18 protein-coding genes are annotated in these 17,435 nt (G+C 42.0%); 9 read left to right on the forward strand and 9 right to left on the reverse strand.

Annotated elements, in window-relative coordinates; genetic code table 11:
• The first annotated feature begins 721 nt into the window (after positions 1-721).
• From ACM0OW_RS11875 to ACM0OW_RS11900, 6 genes are all read left to right on the forward strand, one after another.
• The gene (locus tag ACM0OW_RS11875; protein WP_414550293.1) at positions 722-2,734 is read left to right on the forward strand and encodes a DICT sensory domain-containing protein; all 2,013 of its coding nucleotides are present in this window, start codon (positions 722-724) and stop codon (positions 2,732-2,734) included.
• A 330-nt stretch (positions 2,735-3,064) separates the two neighbouring features.
• Entirely contained in the window at positions 3,065-3,490 is a 426-nt protein-coding gene (locus ACM0OW_RS11880; RefSeq protein ID WP_414550294.1) for a photosystem I reaction center subunit II PsaD, read from the forward strand.
• 121 nt (positions 3,491-3,611) lie between these two features.
• Positions 3,612-5,126 carry an anthranilate synthase component I gene (gene trpE, locus ACM0OW_RS11885; RefSeq protein WP_414550295.1) on the forward strand — a complete coding sequence of 505 codons (1,515 nt, stop codon included), beginning with the start codon at positions 3,612-3,614 and terminating at the stop codon, positions 5,124-5,126.
• A 64-nt stretch (positions 5,127-5,190) separates the two neighbouring features.
• Positions 5,191-5,436 carry a UPF0175 family protein gene (locus tag ACM0OW_RS11890; protein ID WP_414550296.1) on the forward strand — a complete coding sequence of 82 codons (246 nt, stop codon included), beginning with the start codon at positions 5,191-5,193 and terminating at the stop codon, positions 5,434-5,436.
• Entirely contained in the window at positions 5,433-5,915 is a 483-nt protein-coding gene (locus tag ACM0OW_RS11895) for a DUF3368 domain-containing protein (RefSeq protein WP_414550297.1), read from the forward strand. The genes ACM0OW_RS11890 and ACM0OW_RS11895 overlap by 4 nt, the downstream gene beginning before the upstream one ends.
• A 128-nt stretch (positions 5,916-6,043) precedes the next feature.
• Positions 6,044-7,237 (forward strand): PD-(D/E)XK nuclease family protein, encoded by a 1,194-nt coding sequence (locus tag ACM0OW_RS11900; RefSeq protein WP_414550299.1) that lies wholly within the window; start codon positions 6,044-6,046, stop codon positions 7,235-7,237.
• A 97-nt stretch (positions 7,238-7,334) separates the two neighbouring features.
• On the opposite strand, the gene purQ is transcribed toward ACM0OW_RS11900, so the two are convergent.
• On the reverse strand, positions 7,335-8,009 hold the full coding sequence (gene purQ / locus ACM0OW_RS11905) for a phosphoribosylformylglycinamidine synthase subunit PurQ (protein ID WP_414550300.1): 675 nt from the start codon (positions 8,007-8,009) through the stop codon (positions 7,335-7,337).
• Positions 8,010-8,113: 104 nt separating this feature from the next.
• Positions 8,114-8,392, reverse strand: a complete 279-nt coding sequence (gene purS, locus ACM0OW_RS11910; protein ID WP_006197636.1) for a phosphoribosylformylglycinamidine synthase subunit PurS — start codon at positions 8,390-8,392, stop codon at positions 8,114-8,116.
• Positions 8,393-8,537: 145 nt separating this feature from the next.
• Between purS and ACM0OW_RS11915 the strand changes: the two genes are divergently transcribed.
• Positions 8,538-8,945, forward strand: coding sequence for a Fur family transcriptional regulator (locus ACM0OW_RS11915; protein ID WP_414550301.1), 408 nt, complete (start codon positions 8,538-8,540; stop codon positions 8,943-8,945).
• 148 nt (positions 8,946-9,093) lie between these two features.
• Here ACM0OW_RS11915 and ACM0OW_RS11920 read toward each other — a convergent pair whose 3' ends face one another.
• Together ACM0OW_RS11920 and ACM0OW_RS11925 are read right to left on the reverse strand one after the other, a co-directional pair.
• Positions 9,094-10,095, reverse strand: a complete 1,002-nt coding sequence (locus ACM0OW_RS11920; RefSeq protein ID WP_414550302.1) for an SPFH domain-containing protein — start codon at positions 10,093-10,095, stop codon at positions 9,094-9,096.
• 249 nt (positions 10,096-10,344) lie between these two features.
• The gene (locus tag ACM0OW_RS11925) at positions 10,345-10,776 is read right to left on the reverse strand and encodes an NfeD family protein (protein ID WP_414550303.1); all 432 of its coding nucleotides are present in this window, start codon (positions 10,774-10,776) and stop codon (positions 10,345-10,347) included.
• A 239-nt stretch (positions 10,777-11,015) separates the two neighbouring features.
• On the opposite strand from ACM0OW_RS11925, the gene ACM0OW_RS11930 reads away from it, so the two are divergent.
• Complete coding sequence (locus ACM0OW_RS11930; RefSeq protein ID WP_414550304.1) at positions 11,016-13,025, forward strand: protein phosphatase 2C domain-containing protein; 2,010 nt, start codon at positions 11,016-11,018, stop codon at positions 13,023-13,025.
• A gap of 371 nt (positions 13,026-13,396) precedes the next feature.
• Complete coding sequence (locus ACM0OW_RS11935; RefSeq protein ID WP_414550305.1) at positions 13,397-13,669, forward strand: ferredoxin-thioredoxin reductase variable chain; 273 nt, start codon at positions 13,397-13,399, stop codon at positions 13,667-13,669.
• Positions 13,670-13,674: 5 nt separating this feature from the next.
• Here the strand turns inward: ACM0OW_RS11935 and ACM0OW_RS11940 are convergent, their stop codons facing one another.
• The 5 genes from ACM0OW_RS11940 to rplY all read right to left on the reverse strand — a co-directional run bounded on the left by ACM0OW_RS11940 (position 13,675) and on the right by rplY (position 17,406).
• Positions 13,675-13,896 (reverse strand): hypothetical protein, encoded by a 222-nt coding sequence (locus ACM0OW_RS11940; RefSeq protein WP_414550306.1) that lies wholly within the window; start codon positions 13,894-13,896, stop codon positions 13,675-13,677.
• 55 nt (positions 13,897-13,951) lie between these two features.
• The gene (locus tag ACM0OW_RS11945) at positions 13,952-14,743 is read right to left on the reverse strand and encodes a YdcF family protein (RefSeq protein WP_414550307.1); all 792 of its coding nucleotides are present in this window, start codon (positions 14,741-14,743) and stop codon (positions 13,952-13,954) included.
• Positions 14,744-14,851: 108 nt separating this feature from the next.
• Positions 14,852-15,355 carry a hypothetical protein gene (locus tag ACM0OW_RS11950; protein WP_414550308.1) on the reverse strand — a complete coding sequence of 168 codons (504 nt, stop codon included), beginning with the start codon at positions 15,353-15,355 and terminating at the stop codon, positions 14,852-14,854.
• Positions 15,356-15,383: 28 nt separating this feature from the next.
• Complete coding sequence (locus ACM0OW_RS11955; protein WP_414550309.1) at positions 15,384-16,913, reverse strand: AAA family ATPase; 1,530 nt, start codon at positions 16,911-16,913, stop codon at positions 15,384-15,386.
• Positions 16,914-17,106: 193 nt separating this feature from the next.
• Complete coding sequence (gene rplY / locus ACM0OW_RS11960; RefSeq protein ID WP_414550310.1) at positions 17,107-17,406, reverse strand: 50S ribosomal protein L25; 300 nt, start codon at positions 17,404-17,406, stop codon at positions 17,107-17,109.
• Positions 17,407-17,435: the final 29 nt, after the last annotated feature.

Below are 17,435 nucleotides of genomic sequence, written 5' to 3' on the forward strand. Positions count from 1 at the left end.
AAAATTAAGTCCTGCAATCCTATAAACTGGCTGGAATAACTTTGGGATATTCTTATAACAAATGGGTGAAAAAATGGCTTTAAGTTAATCCAATTAATCCAGCAGTCATAATTCTTTGAACGTGAATATAGCAAAGTGCTGATTATCAAGCCAGTTGCTTTAATAATTTGAGTTCTCAACACTGTTCTCACTTTTATGAAAACCGCTATATAAAAAATAAGTTGGCAATATTTGAAAATCTCAAAATTATGGTTTTTAGACTGTGCCAAGTATAGGTACTCAAATATTTGCCTAAAAGTTGATAAAATGAGCAAGTGAAAGAATCGTAAATTAGCTTATTTTGCACTTATAGGTAATTTTAGGTAAATACACTGTGGCTAAAGTTGATAACAAAGATGTCTCTTGAATGTATATTGGGCTTAGTAGCATACGATTTTTAACTTGATAATGCCAGAAAATGAAACAAAAAAAACTGCAAGATAAATATCAAAATAATGTAGTAAAAAACTCCTACATCCCAGGATATGAGCCATGAATATACTATTTTTATTGTTCTAGTTCGGGAAATTTTTCTAACACTGTCACTACCTTGGTGAAAAGTGTAGTTAACGATTCTTTACATATTTCAACTGTCTGCTGCACTTGATAGTCCGTTGTAATTTGTACAATGCAGCTATGACTTGAATCTTTATTGTGATTGGGCTTTTCTTTAACGATATTCATGAGCATTTCGTCTTCCGTGCTGAGTGATCTGCTACAATCTATACCTTACCTGCGACCCCAGCTATATTTCAAGGCTTCACTAACAGCGCTTTCCCATGCGATGGAAGATCAGGTTTTGGCTGCAACTTTGGAGCAGCCTTTGGTAATTGCTAGCTTCCAACGAGAGCGATACTATCGCCAAGAAGCTCATCGCTATCAGCGTTTGGCTATGCGTAGTAATCAAATATACGTCTTATCCGCACCAGAGACAGACTTTACCAACAGTTCGGAATATTATGAAAAGGTAGCCTTTGAGCCAGAAGATGCCTTAAGTCAAGAATGGCATTTGGTGGTGATTGCTAATAATTATGCTACTTGCTTGGTGTGCCGGGAAAGCCTGGGTTCCATTGCCAAAAACCAGCAAATACCAGAATTTACTCCTAGTCTAGATATGGACACGGCTCGGAGGTTTGAGGGAATCTGGACATCAGAACGAGGAGTTAGCCTCAAAGCGGCTGACTTGCTATTAGACAGAATTTCAGTTTACAGACCAGATTTGGGAGACAAGATTAAACAGGCTCGCCAGAGGTTTGGGATTGGGGAAACCAGAAATTATTCCCCAGCAGCACAAGTGACGGAATTTGCTTGTGATATCGACACTGACCCCTTTGTGCAGCGCTTGGTGACTTATCTGCAAGCTAGTCAGTATAAATTGCATAAAGCCTATCGTTCCATCACTGCCCAAGCACGAAAAGAGCGTTTAGTCAATTCCATTAGTACAGCCATTAGGCGATCGCTTGACCCCCACGAAATCCTCCAAGTGGCTGCCCAAGAGCTAGGACAACATCTAGGGGCTAGTCGTTGTTTAATCTACCGCGCTCAGGCTACAGATGCCCAAGCAGATATTAAACACGAGTTTTTGATTCCTGGTGTTTTACCTGTGGGTGGGCAAAGTTGGCAATTAGAGGAAAATCATTTATTTCAAGAAGCAATCCAAAATGGTGAGGGCGTTTGTGTAGCGGATACGCTGAGTGATCCTCGTGTGACCAAATCCAAAAAACTGTCTGCAATTGCCAAAAAATTTGCCATTCGTTCTTGGTTAATCGAACCAGTCTTATTTCAAGGACGGTTGTTAGGGATTGTGGAATTGCATTATTGCAGTGTACCACCCCACGAATGGCAACCAGGGGAATTAGACTTGGTGAAGGCGATCGCCACCCAAATGGGCGCAGCGTTAATTCAAGCCGAAGCTTACGCCAACCTCGAAGACCTCAACCAGCAACTAGAAGCCCTAGACCGCACCCGCAGCAACTTAATCGCCATTACAGGACACGAACTCCGCACGCCCCTATCCACAATTCAGGTGTGCTTAGAAAGTCTGGCGACTGAACCAGATATGCCTTTAGAATTGCAGCAGGTAATGCTGAGTACTGCACTTTCCGACTCAGAACGAATGCGGAAACTGGTGCAAGATTTCCTCACCCTGTCTAACTTAGAAAGCGGCAGGGTAGAATGGCATCCAGAATCCCTGACTTTACAAGAATGTGTGGATTTAGCCCTCAGCCGACTTCGCACCCGTTCCTCAGCCGAGAAACCCCCCCAAGTCAAAACTCAAATTGCCGAAAATCTGCCTTTAGTCAGAGCTGATGGTGATTGGCTGGTGGAGGTAATTGCAAAACTGATGGATAACGCTTGTAAATTTACATTGCCTGAAGGCAAGATTACAATTACCGCCACCCAAAACAGCAACCAGATGGTGGAGGTGACTGTGGCTGATACTGGACGTGGTATTGAACCCAATCGCCTAGAAATAGTGTTTGACCGCTTTTATCAAGAAGAAGGAGCGCTGCGGCGTACCACGGGCGGGACGGGCTTAGGATTGGCAATTAGTCGTCAAATTGTCACTGGCTGGGGTGGGGAAATTTGGGCAGAATCAAATGGTAAAGACCAAGGTAGCCAGTTTCATTTCACTGTTCCTATCGCTCAGGTGAGTTATGAGGAGAAGCGACCAAAAGTTAAGAGCAAGTTGTAATTCTCAGAAGAACCTCACCCCCAGCCCCTCTCCTTACTAAGGAGCTACCGTGTACACACAAGTCTTATCAAGTTGCCTAACAGCGTTTCGATCCCCCCTAACCCCCCTTGAGAAGGGGGGAAAATTTCTTAAAGTCCCCCTTTTTAAGGGGGATTTAGGGGGATCAGATCACTTGTGTGTACACCGTAGTTACTAAGGAGAGGGGGGAGTTTGATCACCAATGACTAATGACCGAATGACTAAAAACTGTTACAGTCTATGACGCGATCGCAACATGATCATGTTGGCAATGTTAGGATGCCGTAAAAACGTTGAGAGAGAGACACCTTTATGGCAGAAACACTTTCTGGACAAACTCCGCTATTTGGTGGTAGCACTGGCGGTTTGCTGACCAAAGCAAGAGAAGAAGAAAAGTACGCGATCACTTGGACAAGCCCCAAAGAACAAGTTTTTGAAATGCCTACAGGTGGTTCAGCCACTATGCTCAAAGGCGAAAACCTGCTATACATAGCTCGTAAAGAATATGGTATCGCATTGGGCGGTCAACTCCGGAAATTCAAAATCACAGATTACAAAATTTACCGGATTTTACCCTCTGGAGAAACCACTTTCATTCATCCGGCTGATGGTGTGTTCCCAGAAAAAGTCAACGCAGGACGCGAAAAAGTACGTCATGTACCTCGCAGCATTGGGGAAAACCCCAGTCCCGCCAAACTTAAGTTCAGTGGTAAAGCTACCCACGATGCTGACGTTTAGATAGAAAGTGGGGAGTAGGGAGTAGTGAAAGGAAGGGGACAAATTTGATACCTAAATTTGCTATCTCCATTCTCTAATTTCTCTATTCCCCATTCTCTAATTTTCCCATTCCCAAAATTCTATGATGTTCCCCGATTTTTCTGATTTTTCGCAGCTAGCTTTACAAGGTAATTTTGTTCCGGTGTATCAGGAATGGATAGCAGACCTAGATACACCTGTTTCAGCTTGGTATAAAGTTTGTGCTGGTCAGCCTTATAGTTTTTTGCTGGAATCGGTGGAAGGTGGGGAAAAAATCGGACGTTATAGTTTACTCGGTTGCAATCCGCTCTGGATTTTATCAGCTAAGGATGACACCACAACCCAGACGCATCGAGACGGTTCCCAAGTTGTGTTTACAGGCGACCCCTTTACAGCTTTAGCCCAATGTTTGGAACCTTTTAAACCTGTGACCTTACCCCAACTACCGCCGGGAATTGGCGGATTGTTTGGGTTTTGGGGCTATGAATTGATTCGTTGGATTGAGCCACGTGTGCCAATTCATCCACCAGATGAGCGTAATATCCCTGATGGATTATGGATGCAGGTAGACCATCTGTTGATTTTTGACCAGGTGAAGCGGAAAATTTGGGCGATCGCCTACGCAGATTTACGTGATCCGGAAGTAGATTTGCAAGCGGCGTATGAACAAGCGTGCGATCGCGTTACCCAGATGCTGTGTAAGTTATCTTTACCTGTGTCGCCACAAAAAACTATTTTAGAATGGACTCCCCCAGGAACGCAGAATGTCGGGGGAATAGAGGAATATACCAGCAATTTCACTCGTCCAGAATTTTGCGCTAGTGTGGAGAAGGCTAAAGAATATATTAAAGCTGGCGATATTTTCCAAGTAGTAATTTCCCAGCGTTTATCAACAGAATACACAGGCGACCCCTTCGCGCTTTATCGTTCCCTGCGCCAGATAAATCCTTCGCCTTACATGGCTTTCTTTAACTTCCAAGATTGGCAAATTATCGGTTCCAGTCCAGAGGTGATGGTCAAAGCCGAACGGGATGCAGATGGTGGGATATTAGCCACAGTCCGCCCCATTGCGGGTACACGTCCACGGGGGAAAACGACAAAGGAAGATGAAGCCTTTGCTGAGGATTTACTCCAAGACCCCAAGGAAACTGCGGAACACGTGATGCTAGTTGATTTAGGGCGGAATGATTTGGGGCGGGTTTGTGAAAGTGGTAGTGTCAAAGTTGATGAGTTAATGATCGTTGAGCGTTATTCCCATGTCATGCACATTGTGAGTAATGTGGTGGGTAAGTTAGCACCAGATAAGACCGCTTGGGATTTACTCAAAGCTTGTTTCCCTGCGGGGACTGTGAGTGGTGCGCCTAAAATTCGGGCGATGGAAATTATTAATGAGTTAGAACCGAGTCGCCGGGGTGTTTATTCTGGTGTCTATGGGTATTATGATTTTGAAGGACAATTGAATAGTGCGATCGCCATTCGCACAATTGTATTGCAGAATAATACTGTAACTGTCCAAGCTGGTGCTGGTTTGGTGGCTGATTCTGAACCGGAAAAAGAATATGAGGAGACTTTGAATAAGGCGCGAGGATTATTGATTGCAATTCGTTGTTTACAGTGAAACACCTCGCCTTTATAGGCTTGATGTATTCTGAATTTAGAGGCGTTAATTAGGCAATGAAACTATGAGCGTTGTGATTTCAGACGATATATTACAGACAATCCAAATGTCTGACACTGAATTGCTAAAAGAAATTGCAGTTATGCTTTTTCAACAAGAGCGTTTTACCTTGGGACAGGCGAGTAATTTTGCGGGTATGAATCAACTGCAATTTCAGCGATTACTTGCTAATCGTCAAATTCCTCTGCACTATGATATAGCCGAACTTAGGGAGGACGTGAAGAGTTTGGAAGCCAATAATTGGCGATGATTATTGTTTGTAACACTTCACCAATTAGTAATCTAGCTGCTATTAGGCAGTTAGCTTTGTTGCAGCAACTCTATGGCAAAATTATTATTCCACCACGGGTTTATCAGGAAATTATTGATTCTGGTATCACTGACCCTGGTACACTTGCGGTTCAATCTGTAGATTGGATTCACATTTTACCTGTGACAAATTTTGATCTGCTTCAGACTCTAAAAGTCAATTTAGATCCAGGTGAGGCTGAAGCTATCGCCCTTGCTGTCGAGTTGAAAGCTGATAGACTGATTATTGATGAACGAAGAGGCAGAAATGAAGCAGTTAAAATTGGTTTGCGAGTGACTGGATTATTAGGCATTTTGCTGGCTGCTAAACAACAAGGGTTTGTGCTAGAAGTACGACCGATATTAGATGATTTGATTGCCAATGGCTTCTGGATTCGTGAACAGTTGTATGCTGAAGTATTATTGTTAGCAGGAGAATAGCGATCGCACCTACGGAATCTGGGTGACAATTATATATTTTTTTGATTATGCGCTATAAATTATATTCTTGCTGAATTTATGGGAACAATAGAACTGTCATCCCAGTAAATAATTCAGTAGTAATAACAATGCCCCCAACAGAACGAGGATTTCTGGAAAATTTTATAGTTGATAATGAAGAATTAGAGAATCTAGAATCAAAACTTGCTGGATTTAATATTTTTGAAGCAATTGGCGTAGTGCGTCAAGAATTAAAGCATTCAAATTTTTTAGCATTTCTGTTAAATCCATCTGAAAACCACAGACTCAATGATATTTTTCTCAAGCAATTTCTCAAGCGAGTACTTTTAGAAGAGTATGAGCCTACAGATATCCAGTATACAAAAATTAGTCCCGTTGATATAGACATTGCTGATTTAACAGACGCTGAAATTAGACGAGAATGGCAACATATTGATATTTTTATACACTCTCCACAGAACAAAATAGTATGTGCAATAGAGAACAAAGTTGATGCAGGAGAATATATAGGTAATTTAAAAAGATACCGAAAAGTTATTGAGCAAGAATATAAAGATTGTCAAGTAATTTTAATTTATCTAACACCAGAAGGAATACCACCATCAGATGAAAATTGGAGAATATATAGCTATTCTAAATTAGTTAAAATAATTGATAATATTTGTGCAGGATATAAATCAATACTTGGTACAGATATTTATACCTTACTGACTCATTATTCTACATTACTTAGGAGGCATATTGTGAGTGATTCAGAAGTTGCTGAACTCTGCCGTAAAATATACTTTAAACATAAGCAGGCTCTAGATTTAATCTTTGAACATCGTCCTGATTTACAAACAGAAATGGCCACTAATATTTATGAACTAGTAAGTCAATATAGTGATTCCAAACAAATATTTGTAGAACTTTATGGCAAGAGGTGGATATCTTTTGCCTTTACACAATGGAGAGATTTAACATTACCTCTTTACTTTGTTTTTGAAAATCAGTCTAATTTTCTTGTAATCAAGGTACAAATTGGACCGGCGGAAGATGAACACAAATATAAACGCAAAAATATCTATGAATTATCTAAACATCATATACCGCCTTTTAAGCCAACTCGTTGGACAGAAAAATGGACAACTATTTATAAAAAGCAAATTCTTACATCTAAAGATTACGAAGATAGTGATGTGGAAGAGCTAATAAATAAGGTTCAGTTATTTTGGGATACTTTTATGGAGAAAGATTTTGCCACAATATACAGGATAATTAATGACAATATAGACAAAATAATGTGTGAAGATATCTCCTAAATTTTGAAAATGAACTTTAGGACTATACAAAATATTTAAGGGTACAGCATTGCTGCACCCCTACCTTGTTTGCTATGAAAGACGCGGAGATAAAACTCTACGCTAAGGCGGCTATTTGCTCTAACAAACCTTGAAATAACCTCAACCCGTCACTACACCCCAGCGCGGCATCTGAAGCCCTTTCTGGGTGCGGCATCATGCCCAAAACATTGCCTTGTCGATTGCAAATTCCGGCGATGTTGTTAAGTGAACCGTTGGGATTCTCTCCTGCATAGCGGAAGAGGACTTGCCCATGATCTTCAATTGCTGATAAAGTCGCTGGATCAGCATAAAATCGCCCTTCACCGTGGGCAATGGGTAAAGTGATAGTTTCACCCGTTGTATAGGCTTGCGTCCAATTGGTATCAGTACGCTCAACTTTCAAGGGGGCGCGATCGCATATAAAATGCAAATCTCGATTTCTGGTTAATACTCCTGGTAACAATCCAGCTTCAGTTAATACCTGAAAACCGTTACAAATACCGAGAACAAACTTACCCTGTTTAGCATGGTTAATCACCTGCTGCATCACAGGCGAAAATTGAGCGATCGCACCACAACGCAAATAATCCCCGTAACTAAAACCACCCGGTACAATCACTACATCCACATCAGCGATGTCTGTGTCTTGATGCCAAACCATGCGAGTCGGTTGACCCAGCAATTCTCTGGTGACATACGCCACATCGCGATCGCAATTAGAACCCGGAAAAACCAAAACCCCAAATTTCATGATTTAGTCAATAGTCATTGGTCATTAGCAGTGGGGAGTGGGGAGTGGGGAGTGGGGAGTGGGAAATTAATCTTCTCCCGTTCTCCCTCATTCCCCAACCCCTGTTAAATGACTCCCGTTTGTGTTTCCACCTCTATCAAATCAAAGCGATAATTTTCAATTACCGGATTTGCTAACATTTGGTCACAGATACGTTCAAGGTCTTGACGCGCTTTAATCTCTTCAGTCGAAGTGATGGTTAGTTCAATGTACTTACCAATCCGCACCTGTTCAACATTGTTGTATCCCAGTTGCTGGAGACCGGATTGTACAGCCACACCAGCAGGGTCTAAGACTGAAGGACGAAGCGTCACGAAAATTTTAGCTATATACTTCCTTTGCACAGGCTTTTTGCTGAATGCTGCGATCGCTATACTATAACTTTATGCCCCAACTGAGCGAAAATAAGATTACGAAGCGGTTAAAGTTAATTAATTAGTTGTCAATTATAACAGCTTCTACTACAGTGGCGAATTTAAATAATAGTCTATGAGAGCCATACACACCCGCAGTCAAGAGCGAATTTTGAGCCTGCTGAAAACCATTAAACAAGGCATTTCTGCCCAAGATATTTACGTAGAATTACGTAATCGAAATCAAAGCATGGGTTTAGCAACGGTTTACCGTTCCCTGGAGGCCTTAAAACTAGAAGGTATGGTGCAGGTTAGGACTTTGGCTAACGGTGAAGCCCTCTATAACCTAGCCCAGCAAGACAAACACCACCTAACTTGCCTCCAGTGTGGCCTTTCAATTCCAATTAATCAATGTCCCGTTCATAATCTCGAAAGCGAATTGGAATCCAGTCATAAGTTTAAGATTTTCTACCACACACTGGAATTTTTTGGTTTGTGTACTCAATGCCAAATGAATCAAGCTGCTAGCATGGGCGTTCATTAGAAATTTCTCATAAAAATGTAGGGATAATTCATGAATTATTCCTACAAGAATTTGGCAAAAAGCATATTTCAATTCGGTCAAATTTTATCAGTCCAACTTGTGAGTTAAAAGTTAGTAATTGCAAAATTTTAACTTTTAACACGTCTTCTTAGCTAGCATGATTATCCTTAACTCTTGGTATCTCACCACCAAATAAAGGGTTAGCAGAAGCATCAGAAACAATAGAACGCATCCCTTCCAAAGTCGCAGGAATACTGCGGGGGTCCATAAACATCACCTTACTGCTATCACTACTGCCAATCTTTGTACCCATTTCCAAATAATTTTGTGCCAGTAAAAACTGTAACGCTTCTTGTGCGCCTGGTTCACTATTCAGAGTTTTAGTGATAATTTGGAGTGCTTCTGATGTTGCTTGCGCCTTGAGAACCTGTTGCTGGCGTTCAGCTTGAGCTTGTAACACAATAGATTTTTGTTGCGCTTCTGCATGGAGAATCGTGGATTTTTGCCGAGCTTCAGCGTCCAAAATTTGCGCCTCAGCCTTACCCCTAGCGCTATTAACAGCAGATTCCCGTTCACCCTCAGAAGTCAGAATTGCTGCCCGTCTGCGCCGTTCTGCTGCCATTTGCAACTCCATTGACTCTCGTACTGTCTGGGATGGGACAATATCTCGCAATTCCACCCGTGTAATTTTCACACCCCAAGGGTCAGTAGCAATATCTAACTCGCGCAATAAGATGTCATTGATTTGAGAACGAGCCGTAAAGGATTTATCTAACTCCAATTGTCCCATTTCCGAGCGAATTTGAGTTAAAACCAAGTTTGTCATGGCTGCATGGAGATTTTCTACCTTATACCAGGCTTTTTCCATATCCACAATTCGCCAATAAACCACCGCATCTACTTCAATGCCCACATTATCGCGGGTAATACATTTTTGGGGAGGAATATCTAAGACCTTTTCACGGATAGTTTGTTGGTAGACGATTTTATCTAAAAAAGGGATGACAAAATTCAGCCCTGGTTCCAGCTTTTGGTTATAGCTACCCAATCTTTCTACTAAAACTTCATTACCTTGATTGACAACTTTCACAGACCCTGCAACAGCAGAACCACCAAGCGCCAAGAAGATGAGTAACAAAAATTCATTCATTTATTTACTCTCCTAATTTCTCATCCCATTTATTTGTCAAGAAGCGCCGAATTCTCTTCCTTTCTTCCTTCCTTCTTTGTGTACTTTGTGTCCTAAAGCCCTGGGGGCATACGCTGCGCGGTAAGCGTTCGCGTTAGCGTGCCGGAGGCTCTAGCTATGCCGAAGGCTTTATGCGGTATGCGCTTCGCGCACGCTACGCGAACGTTCCTCTTCCCAGACGCGATGAATCGCGTCTCTACAAGCGCGCACTCAACGCAATAGATAATCAGGCATCACAATCAAGGTAGTGCCTTCTCTTCTGACTACATAAACCCTTTGATTGGGTGCTACGCTGAGTTGTTCATCGTCACATTGTGCGCGCCAAGAATTTCCCTCATATAGTACCCGTCCGGTTTCCCCAGCCGGAATTTCCGTTAAGGTTTCGGCTACAACTGTAGCCGGCATTTTCGATTTGCGTCGGCGCGGTTGCAAAAACCGCCGAGAAAGCACAATCAGAACAGTGGAAAGCAGTAACCAAGCCGCAACTTGTAGCCATAAATTCCCCAAACCCACTAGAGACAGTAGCGCCACGAGAAAGGCACTAATTCCCATCATGAATTCGACAAAAGCCGATGGTAAGAAAAGTTCCATTAAACACAGAACAGATCCTGCCAGGAGCCAGATTAAGGTATAACTTGGCATAGGCATAGCGCCATCCTAGACTCCACATTTACGTAAATGTATTTGTGAGATTAGATATACCTAGACTGTAACTGTTGACAGAAAGCAAAACTTGATATTTTTAGGATCATGTTTGATTAATTTCAGTAACAAGCTGTAGTCATGGGTACATAAATCCAGTCTATTCTAGCGTTCAAGTCTTTGAAACTTAAATTTAATCGAAATTCACAAGTTGGTTTATTTTTTGACTTTATACTGTCATGATTTCGACACAGCGAATAATTTATTGCGTTAATCCAGACTGTACTAACCCCATGAATCCTGCGGGGGAAAGTGTTTGTGGAAGTTGCCAAACGCCTTTAGTTCACCGCTATCTCTGGGCTAGTGGTTCCTTCTCAGCCGCTATTTCACCTGGAACTAAAGTGCTAGATAGGTATGAGGTAATTACACAACAGGTTTGGCTAGACACTCAGCCGGGTTTACCGCCCACAGTGCCTGAAGAGTTACCAACAGCCGTTATGCCTTACTTACGGCTATACCAAGAACGGTTACACCTGCCGGAGGTGTATGGTTTGGTTCACACCGAAGAAGCGGGTGCAGATGATATCCTCTTGCTGGAAAATGTGCCGATAGATGAGACAGGAAATCTCTACCCCAGCATTGCCCAGGGATGGGAACAAGCAACTGCGGTGAGACAAGTTTACTGGCTATGGCAAATTCTCCAACTGTGGAAACCTTTATCTGAGTTAGGAGTTGCCCATAGTTTACTGATACCAGATAATGTGCGATCGCACGGTTGGTGTGTGCGACTGTTGGAACTTCACCAAACAACAGCTACTCAAAAACCGACTTTACAGGATTTGGGTCAATTTTGGCAGCCTTGGATGGCATCTTTAAATACCCCACTATCTCCAGAATTAGAAAATATTGTGCAACAGATGTGTAGCACTGAGGCGGAGTTAGAAACTATTTCTACTCAACTTAATGCCTTATTACTGGCATCGGCGGCAGAATTACCATTAAATCTGAAGGTGGCAGGAGCAACCGATATTGGGCCGGAATTGCGGCACAATGAAGACAATTGCTACCCCATGACTAGCAGTGGGTTAGATGACCCCATACTGCCACGATTGGCGATTGTTTGTGATGGCATTGGTGGACATCAAGGCGGAGAGGTTGCCAGTCAATTGGCTGTACAGTCCCTAAAACTGCAAATGCGTGCCTTATTAACGGAAGTAGGAGAACAAACTGAAATCGTTCCGCCTGATTTATTGCAGTCACAAATAGAAGCCAGCTTGCGGGTCGTGAATAATGTTATCTGTGCTTGTAATGACGAACAGAAACGCCAAGGTAGAGAACGCATGGCTACAACCCTTGTGATGGCTATACAAGTGCCACAACGAATGCCAACGCCAACGACCTCTGGGAGGCAATTAGATAACGCCCATGAACTTTATTTAGCTAATATTGGCGATAGTCGTGCTTATTGGATAACTAGCGATTCTTGCCAGCTACTAACAGTGGATGATATTGTGGCGACGCGAGAAGTCCGTTCTGCGAGGAGTCTTTATCGTCCCGCACTGGAGAGAATAGATGCAACTGCCCTCACCCAAGCATTGGGGACAAAAGATGCTGAATTCCTACACATTGCAATTCAACGCTTAATCTTGGAAGAAGACGGTGTATTGCTACTGTGTTCGGATGGTTTAAGTGATCATAACTTGGTAGAAAAATCCTGGCAGGATTATGTAATTCCCGTGTTAGCAGGTGAAATTTCAGTTGAAGATGCTGTTAACAATTGGATTAATTTAGCAAATGAGAAAAATGGTCATGATAATACCTCTATTGTGATGACTCTTTGTCGAGTATCCAAAGGATATCTAGTGCCAGTTACTGAATCATCTTTGCCAGGAGGAATTCTCAAAACTGAAGAACTAGAGGAATCAGAGGAACTAGAGGAACCAGCAGAACTAGAGGAATCAGAGGAACCAGAAGAACTAGAAGAACCCGAATATTCTTTTGCGGAAAGTTCCCAAGCACTACTGGATTTGGATCTGACATTGGATAATTTGCCAGATTCACCCATCCCTACTCCAGTCAAAAAACCAACTCCGCGTAAGCCTGTGGTGCTAGTTGGGACATTATTGGCCGTCTTGGTGGGGGGTACAAGTCTGGGATTATTTGCTTTATGGCAACTTAATCCTCAAGGATTTCAACAGATATGTAGGCAACTTCCTCAAGTAATGCAACCAATATGTCCCCAAAAATAAGTTTTTCAAAGCAGAGTAGACAAACGACAAATGACAAATCACCAGTGACCAATGACTATTTGTTGTAGAATTAGATTTGTCGTTAAAGCGCACAGCAAAACCAAAGCGGGTTTTAAACTATCCGAATGTCACTGAATAACCACTATTAAATCAGTGAACAGTGAACAGTGAACAGTTATCAAGGCATAAAGTGGGGGACTTAAACCCAATTATGTCTCTTAACTGATAACTAATAACTGTTAAAGCCTGCGTAGGCAGGCTTTGTTTGTATATCAGTTACAAAAGGCGTAAAACAGAGCTTCTGTCCCGATAGGAGCTTAAAATTGACTGTTATCAACAGTTGATTTTTCAAAAAAGCAGTTCAGTGAGGAATGCAGGTGGAGATGCTTGTGGAACAGCAAAAGCAAGATATAAATGTTGTTATGAAAGTTGGCGATCGCGTCCGTGTTAAAGAGTCGGTAGTAGTGTATCATGACCCTGAACATCGCGGTCAGGCTTTTGATATCAAAGGTACAGAAGGCGAAGTCATAGGTATTGCTACTGAATGGCAAGGTAGACCCGTCAGCGCTAATCTGCCAATTTTAGTCAGGTTTACGAAAAAGTTTAAAGCTCATTTACGTGAGAATGAGTTAGAAATCATTTAAATCACTCACGTGCGGCGAAACCACTGGAAAATATTTAATTCGCCGCGCATTTTTTCAAAATCCTGGCGATGCTGTTCTGCCGTTATTTCATACCACTCGCAATAATTCTCAAACTCCGAGCGTGTATGAACTTCTTGGTAGAATTGGTGAGTTGTGTGGTAATTCGCAAAACCTTCCTCAACTTGAAATTGAGGCGACGGCATAATATAAGGTAAATTTTTAGACATTCTCTTAATATTTCTGAGCTATTTAATCAAATTATCTTCAATTTATCGCGTCTGTTCACAACCAACCGCGCCAGCTATATACAAGACTACCAATATATTCTTTGAGGGCGCTAGTAAATTGCTGTAGGTTACTGGTGTCAGGTAATAAATTGAGGATAGCGGCTTTGGGAGTGCTGCTGAGTTCTTGCAGTTCACCTTGACTGACGAGAAAATCTGTAGGTGCAGCAATGGCATTTATACCTTGACGCTGGAAAATTTTCAGAGATCGCGGCATATGCATTGCCGAAGTCACTAATAATACTTTATCAATGCCACGAGATACTAAAATCTTCTTAACATTGACCGCATTTTGATAAGTATTCAGAGAGTCGGGTTCCTCAACAATTACCTCAGAGGGGATACCAATAGATGTCAGCACATTTGCCATATCTGCCGATTCTGACTCACCACCACCGCGCCAATCAATCCTACCACCACTGAGAATAATGATTGGGGCTTTGTTTTGGCGATATAATTGAGCCGCATAAATGACGCGATCGCCTGTTTCACTTAAATCCACAGTAGGCCTCGGAGGATAAGCTGATTTAGTTGCACCACCTAAAACGACAATGGCTTCTGCATTTGGTACTGGCTGAGGAGGGAGATATTGCCATTCTAGCGATCGCACCAAAGATTTCGCCACCCAACCATTACTGCAAACCAGCAATAAAGTTAAAGCCGAAGAAATAGCGATCGCTGCTATGCGTGGTCGTTTCCATAAAGTTACCAATGCCACTATCAAACTAATACTCATTAGTCCCAGAGGATAAAAAAATAGTGGTAGTAACTTAGAAAGATATAAAAACATATTCAGTATCAGGTTTTTGCTGTAATTACGAATTACGAATTACGAATTACGAACTACGAATTACGAATTACGAATTACGAATTACGAACTACGAACTACGAATTATCCTCATCTTTCCCAAAACCTAAAATTAAAACTTCCAGAAGGCCGACGATAACGACGGGTAAGCTTTCTGCGTTGCTGTTTAGTGACCCTTTCTCTAGGACTTTGATTTGTATCCACCTCTAAAGCCTCCAGTGGTAGCTGAGTTTGCGTTGCTTCCTTACTTCCCCACCAAGCAGTAATCCAGCCGCCACCGATAGCCGCAATTCCACCCATCAAGATACTTATAGGTGCAGAATATCCCAAAAATGAGAAGCCTAACAGAAAAAATAACCAGTATTTTAGTCCTGCGTCGATACCATCAGATGAGGCTACAGTCGTGTCCTGGGGGCTATTTTTACTGGAATTTGTGAACCAACCTAAAACGAAACCTGCAATAATGCCGAGGAAGATACTCAGGGGTGGTGAAAATCCTGCCAAGAGCAATATAAATATTAAAAATCCCCCAAATATCAGTTGAGAAAAGAATTCTGGCGAGATGGGGGGTAAACCTTGATTGTTTGATGCCATGAGATAATCAATACGAGAAATCAAGTACTTATTTTAATTGTGTCTGTGGTGGTTGAGTTGTATCCCAAATCTGCACATAGGGTTTTTCGGCGGCGGTAAATGCTTCGGCTTGCTGAAGTTGCGATGTTAATAAATCAACTGTAGCATCAGCAATATCACCAGTGCGTTTAGCCAGGCGCTCTTGTACAACTTCTAAAGGTGCTGTGCAGTAAATGATTTGTAGGGGAAGTTGGTATTTATCTGCTTGAGCGATCGCCTCTTGTCGCAGATGTTCTTTATCATACTTCGCATCTAAAATTACATTAAAACCTTGCTTCGCCAGCATAATTCCCAAATCCAGCAATTGGGCATAAGTTTTTTGGGTCATCTCAGGGGTGTATAAATCATCCCCACCACGTTCCCAAAGAGAAATTCCCCCCAAATGTTTCCGCACCGCATCTGAGCGAATCTGAATGGCTTGTAGTTGACGGGCTAAATATTTTGCAGTTGTAGACTTGCCAGAACCCGACACCCCAGACATTAAAATTAGTTTTCCTTGTTGAGGTTTAGTGTACTCCCACGCCTGTGTGTAATATTCTGCTGCCGTTTTTGTCGCCTCTTCCTTGGCTGTCGCTGGCACACCGGGGTCATCTAACAGAAATGAAGTCACCTTAGCCCTAACATAAGCCTGACGGCTTAAATACAAAGGTAATACCTGCAATCCTTCCCAATCGCCAGTTTGCTCAACGTAAGTATTCAAAAACGCATTAGCCAAATCGGGGCTGTGTCGCGCCTCTAAATCCATCACCGTAAACGCCACATCATACATGACATCGACAAAGCGAAACGGCTCATTAAACTCAATGCAGTCAAACAGGGTAATTTTGTCATTCCACAGAGCAATATTTCTCAGGTGTAAATCACCGTGACATTCGCGAATATAGTTATTTTCAACTCTGCTGCTAAATAGTTCTGGACGTTCTAGAAAAAAATTATCTGTATATTGCTTTGTTTCCTGAAAATGTTTCTGTGTTTGAGGTCCACCAACATACTTTTCAGTTTGTTGGTAATTCTCATCAATTGCAGCCCGCACCTGCGGCACTTCCCCAAAACTGCGAATATAATCATCAGTTGCAGATTTTGCGTGGTATTCAGCCACAACCCTCCCCAAATCCTCCAGGTGAGTCTCATTTAACTTACCTTGCTCAAATAATGTACTAAACAGCAACTCCTGGGGAAACTGGCGCATTTTCAGCGCATATTCTACAGCCTTTCCTGTTCCCCCTAGATGATGTTGCTCATCCACCATAGTCACAGGCAAGACTTCCAGATAAAGTTCAGCCGCACCGCGTTGATTCAAGCGCAATTCTTCGTGACAAAAATGTTTGCGTTTTTCTAAGGTAGAAAAATCCAAAAAGCCAAAATTTACTGGTTTTTTCAGCTTATAGGCGTAATCTCCTGTAAGTAGGACATAGGAAATATGAGTTTGAATCAGTTGAATTGGTTCTGTAACTGCATGAGGATAAAATCCCGGCTGTAACATCTGCTGAATTAAAACTGGAAGATTTACTTCTGTCATAAAAACTGTGGATTGGGTACTTACAAAAATTTGAAATAAATCCCGCAGGATTCACGCATTGTACAAGGTTAGAGACAAACTCATAAACCCCATCGTCTGACGCTTGTAACAAAAAACCAGGGTTTAACCCCTGGTATAATCAACAATTATCACAAATTTTTAAGTTGCGAGAAAGACAAATTCAGCATCTGGATTAGTCTTGAGAAGATGCAAAAAAGCTGACGTGATAGATAAAACCCTTAGCTGGATGGGATTGAACTTCTCTGAGTACAGTTTTACCGTTCCACTCAAGTTCAGGGATACTCAGTTCAATTTCTGTTTTGTTAACAGTAGCTTGTTTGAGCAGACGCTCAATGGTTTTGGCATTAACTACGAGAGAAATTGATTCTGCACCTTTGTGTCCGTACAAATTGGCAGGGATAAGACCAGAACGGCGTAAAGCATTTGGTTTACTACCTTCTGGTCGCTTTTGAGATTCGACTGTAATAGCCATACAAGTTATCAGTTATCAGTTATCAGTTA

The sequence above is a fragment of the Anabaena sp. CCY 0017 genome (assembly GCF_963920885.1).
Classification (GTDB): domain Bacteria; phylum Cyanobacteriota; class Cyanobacteriia; order Cyanobacteriales; family Nostocaceae; genus Nodularia.

What these genes read in the sequence shown, in the direction of transcription:
- ACM0OW_RS11875 (WP_414550293.1), top strand. Translation starts at nt 722, where the DNA reads ATGAGCATTTCGTCTTCCGTGCTGAGTGATCTGCTACAATCTATACCT.
- ACM0OW_RS11880 (WP_414550294.1), top strand. Translation starts at nt 3,065, where the DNA reads ATGGCAGAAACACTTTCTGGACAAACTCCGCTATTTGGTGGTAGCACT.
- trpE (WP_414550295.1), top strand. Translation starts at nt 3,612, where the DNA reads ATGATGTTCCCCGATTTTTCTGATTTTTCGCAGCTAGCTTTACAAGGT.
- ACM0OW_RS11890 (WP_414550296.1), top strand. Translation starts at nt 5,191, where the DNA reads ATGAGCGTTGTGATTTCAGACGATATATTACAGACAATCCAAATGTCT.
- ACM0OW_RS11895 (WP_414550297.1), top strand. Translation starts at nt 5,433, where the DNA reads ATGATTATTGTTTGTAACACTTCACCAATTAGTAATCTAGCTGCTATT.
- ACM0OW_RS11900 (WP_414550299.1), top strand. Translation starts at nt 6,044, where the DNA reads ATGCCCCCAACAGAACGAGGATTTCTGGAAAATTTTATAGTTGATAAT.
- purQ (WP_414550300.1), bottom strand. Translation starts at nt 8,009, where the DNA reads ATGAAATTTGGGGTTTTGGTTTTTCCGGGTTCTAATTGCGATCGCGAT.
- ACM0OW_RS11915 (WP_414550301.1), top strand. Translation starts at nt 8,538, where the DNA reads ATGAGAGCCATACACACCCGCAGTCAAGAGCGAATTTTGAGCCTGCTG.
- ACM0OW_RS11920 (WP_414550302.1), bottom strand. Translation starts at nt 10,095, where the DNA reads ATGAATGAATTTTTGTTACTCATCTTCTTGGCGCTTGGTGGTTCTGCT.
- ACM0OW_RS11925 (WP_414550303.1), bottom strand. Translation starts at nt 10,776, where the DNA reads ATGCCAAGTTATACCTTAATCTGGCTCCTGGCAGGATCTGTTCTGTGT.
- ACM0OW_RS11930 (WP_414550304.1), top strand. Translation starts at nt 11,016, where the DNA reads ATGATTTCGACACAGCGAATAATTTATTGCGTTAATCCAGACTGTACT.
- ACM0OW_RS11935 (WP_414550305.1), top strand. Translation starts at nt 13,397, where the DNA reads ATGCAGGTGGAGATGCTTGTGGAACAGCAAAAGCAAGATATAAATGTT.
- ACM0OW_RS11940 (WP_414550306.1), bottom strand. Translation starts at nt 13,896, where the DNA reads ATGTCTAAAAATTTACCTTATATTATGCCGTCGCCTCAATTTCAAGTT.
- ACM0OW_RS11945 (WP_414550307.1), bottom strand. Translation starts at nt 14,743, where the DNA reads ATGTTTTTATATCTTTCTAAGTTACTACCACTATTTTTTTATCCTCTG.
- ACM0OW_RS11950 (WP_414550308.1), bottom strand. Translation starts at nt 15,355, where the DNA reads ATGGCATCAAACAATCAAGGTTTACCCCCCATCTCGCCAGAATTCTTT.
- ACM0OW_RS11955 (WP_414550309.1), bottom strand. Translation starts at nt 16,913, where the DNA reads ATGACAGAAGTAAATCTTCCAGTTTTAATTCAGCAGATGTTACAGCCG.
- rplY (WP_414550310.1), bottom strand. Translation starts at nt 17,406, where the DNA reads ATGGCTATTACAGTCGAATCTCAAAAGCGACCAGAAGGTAGTAAACCA.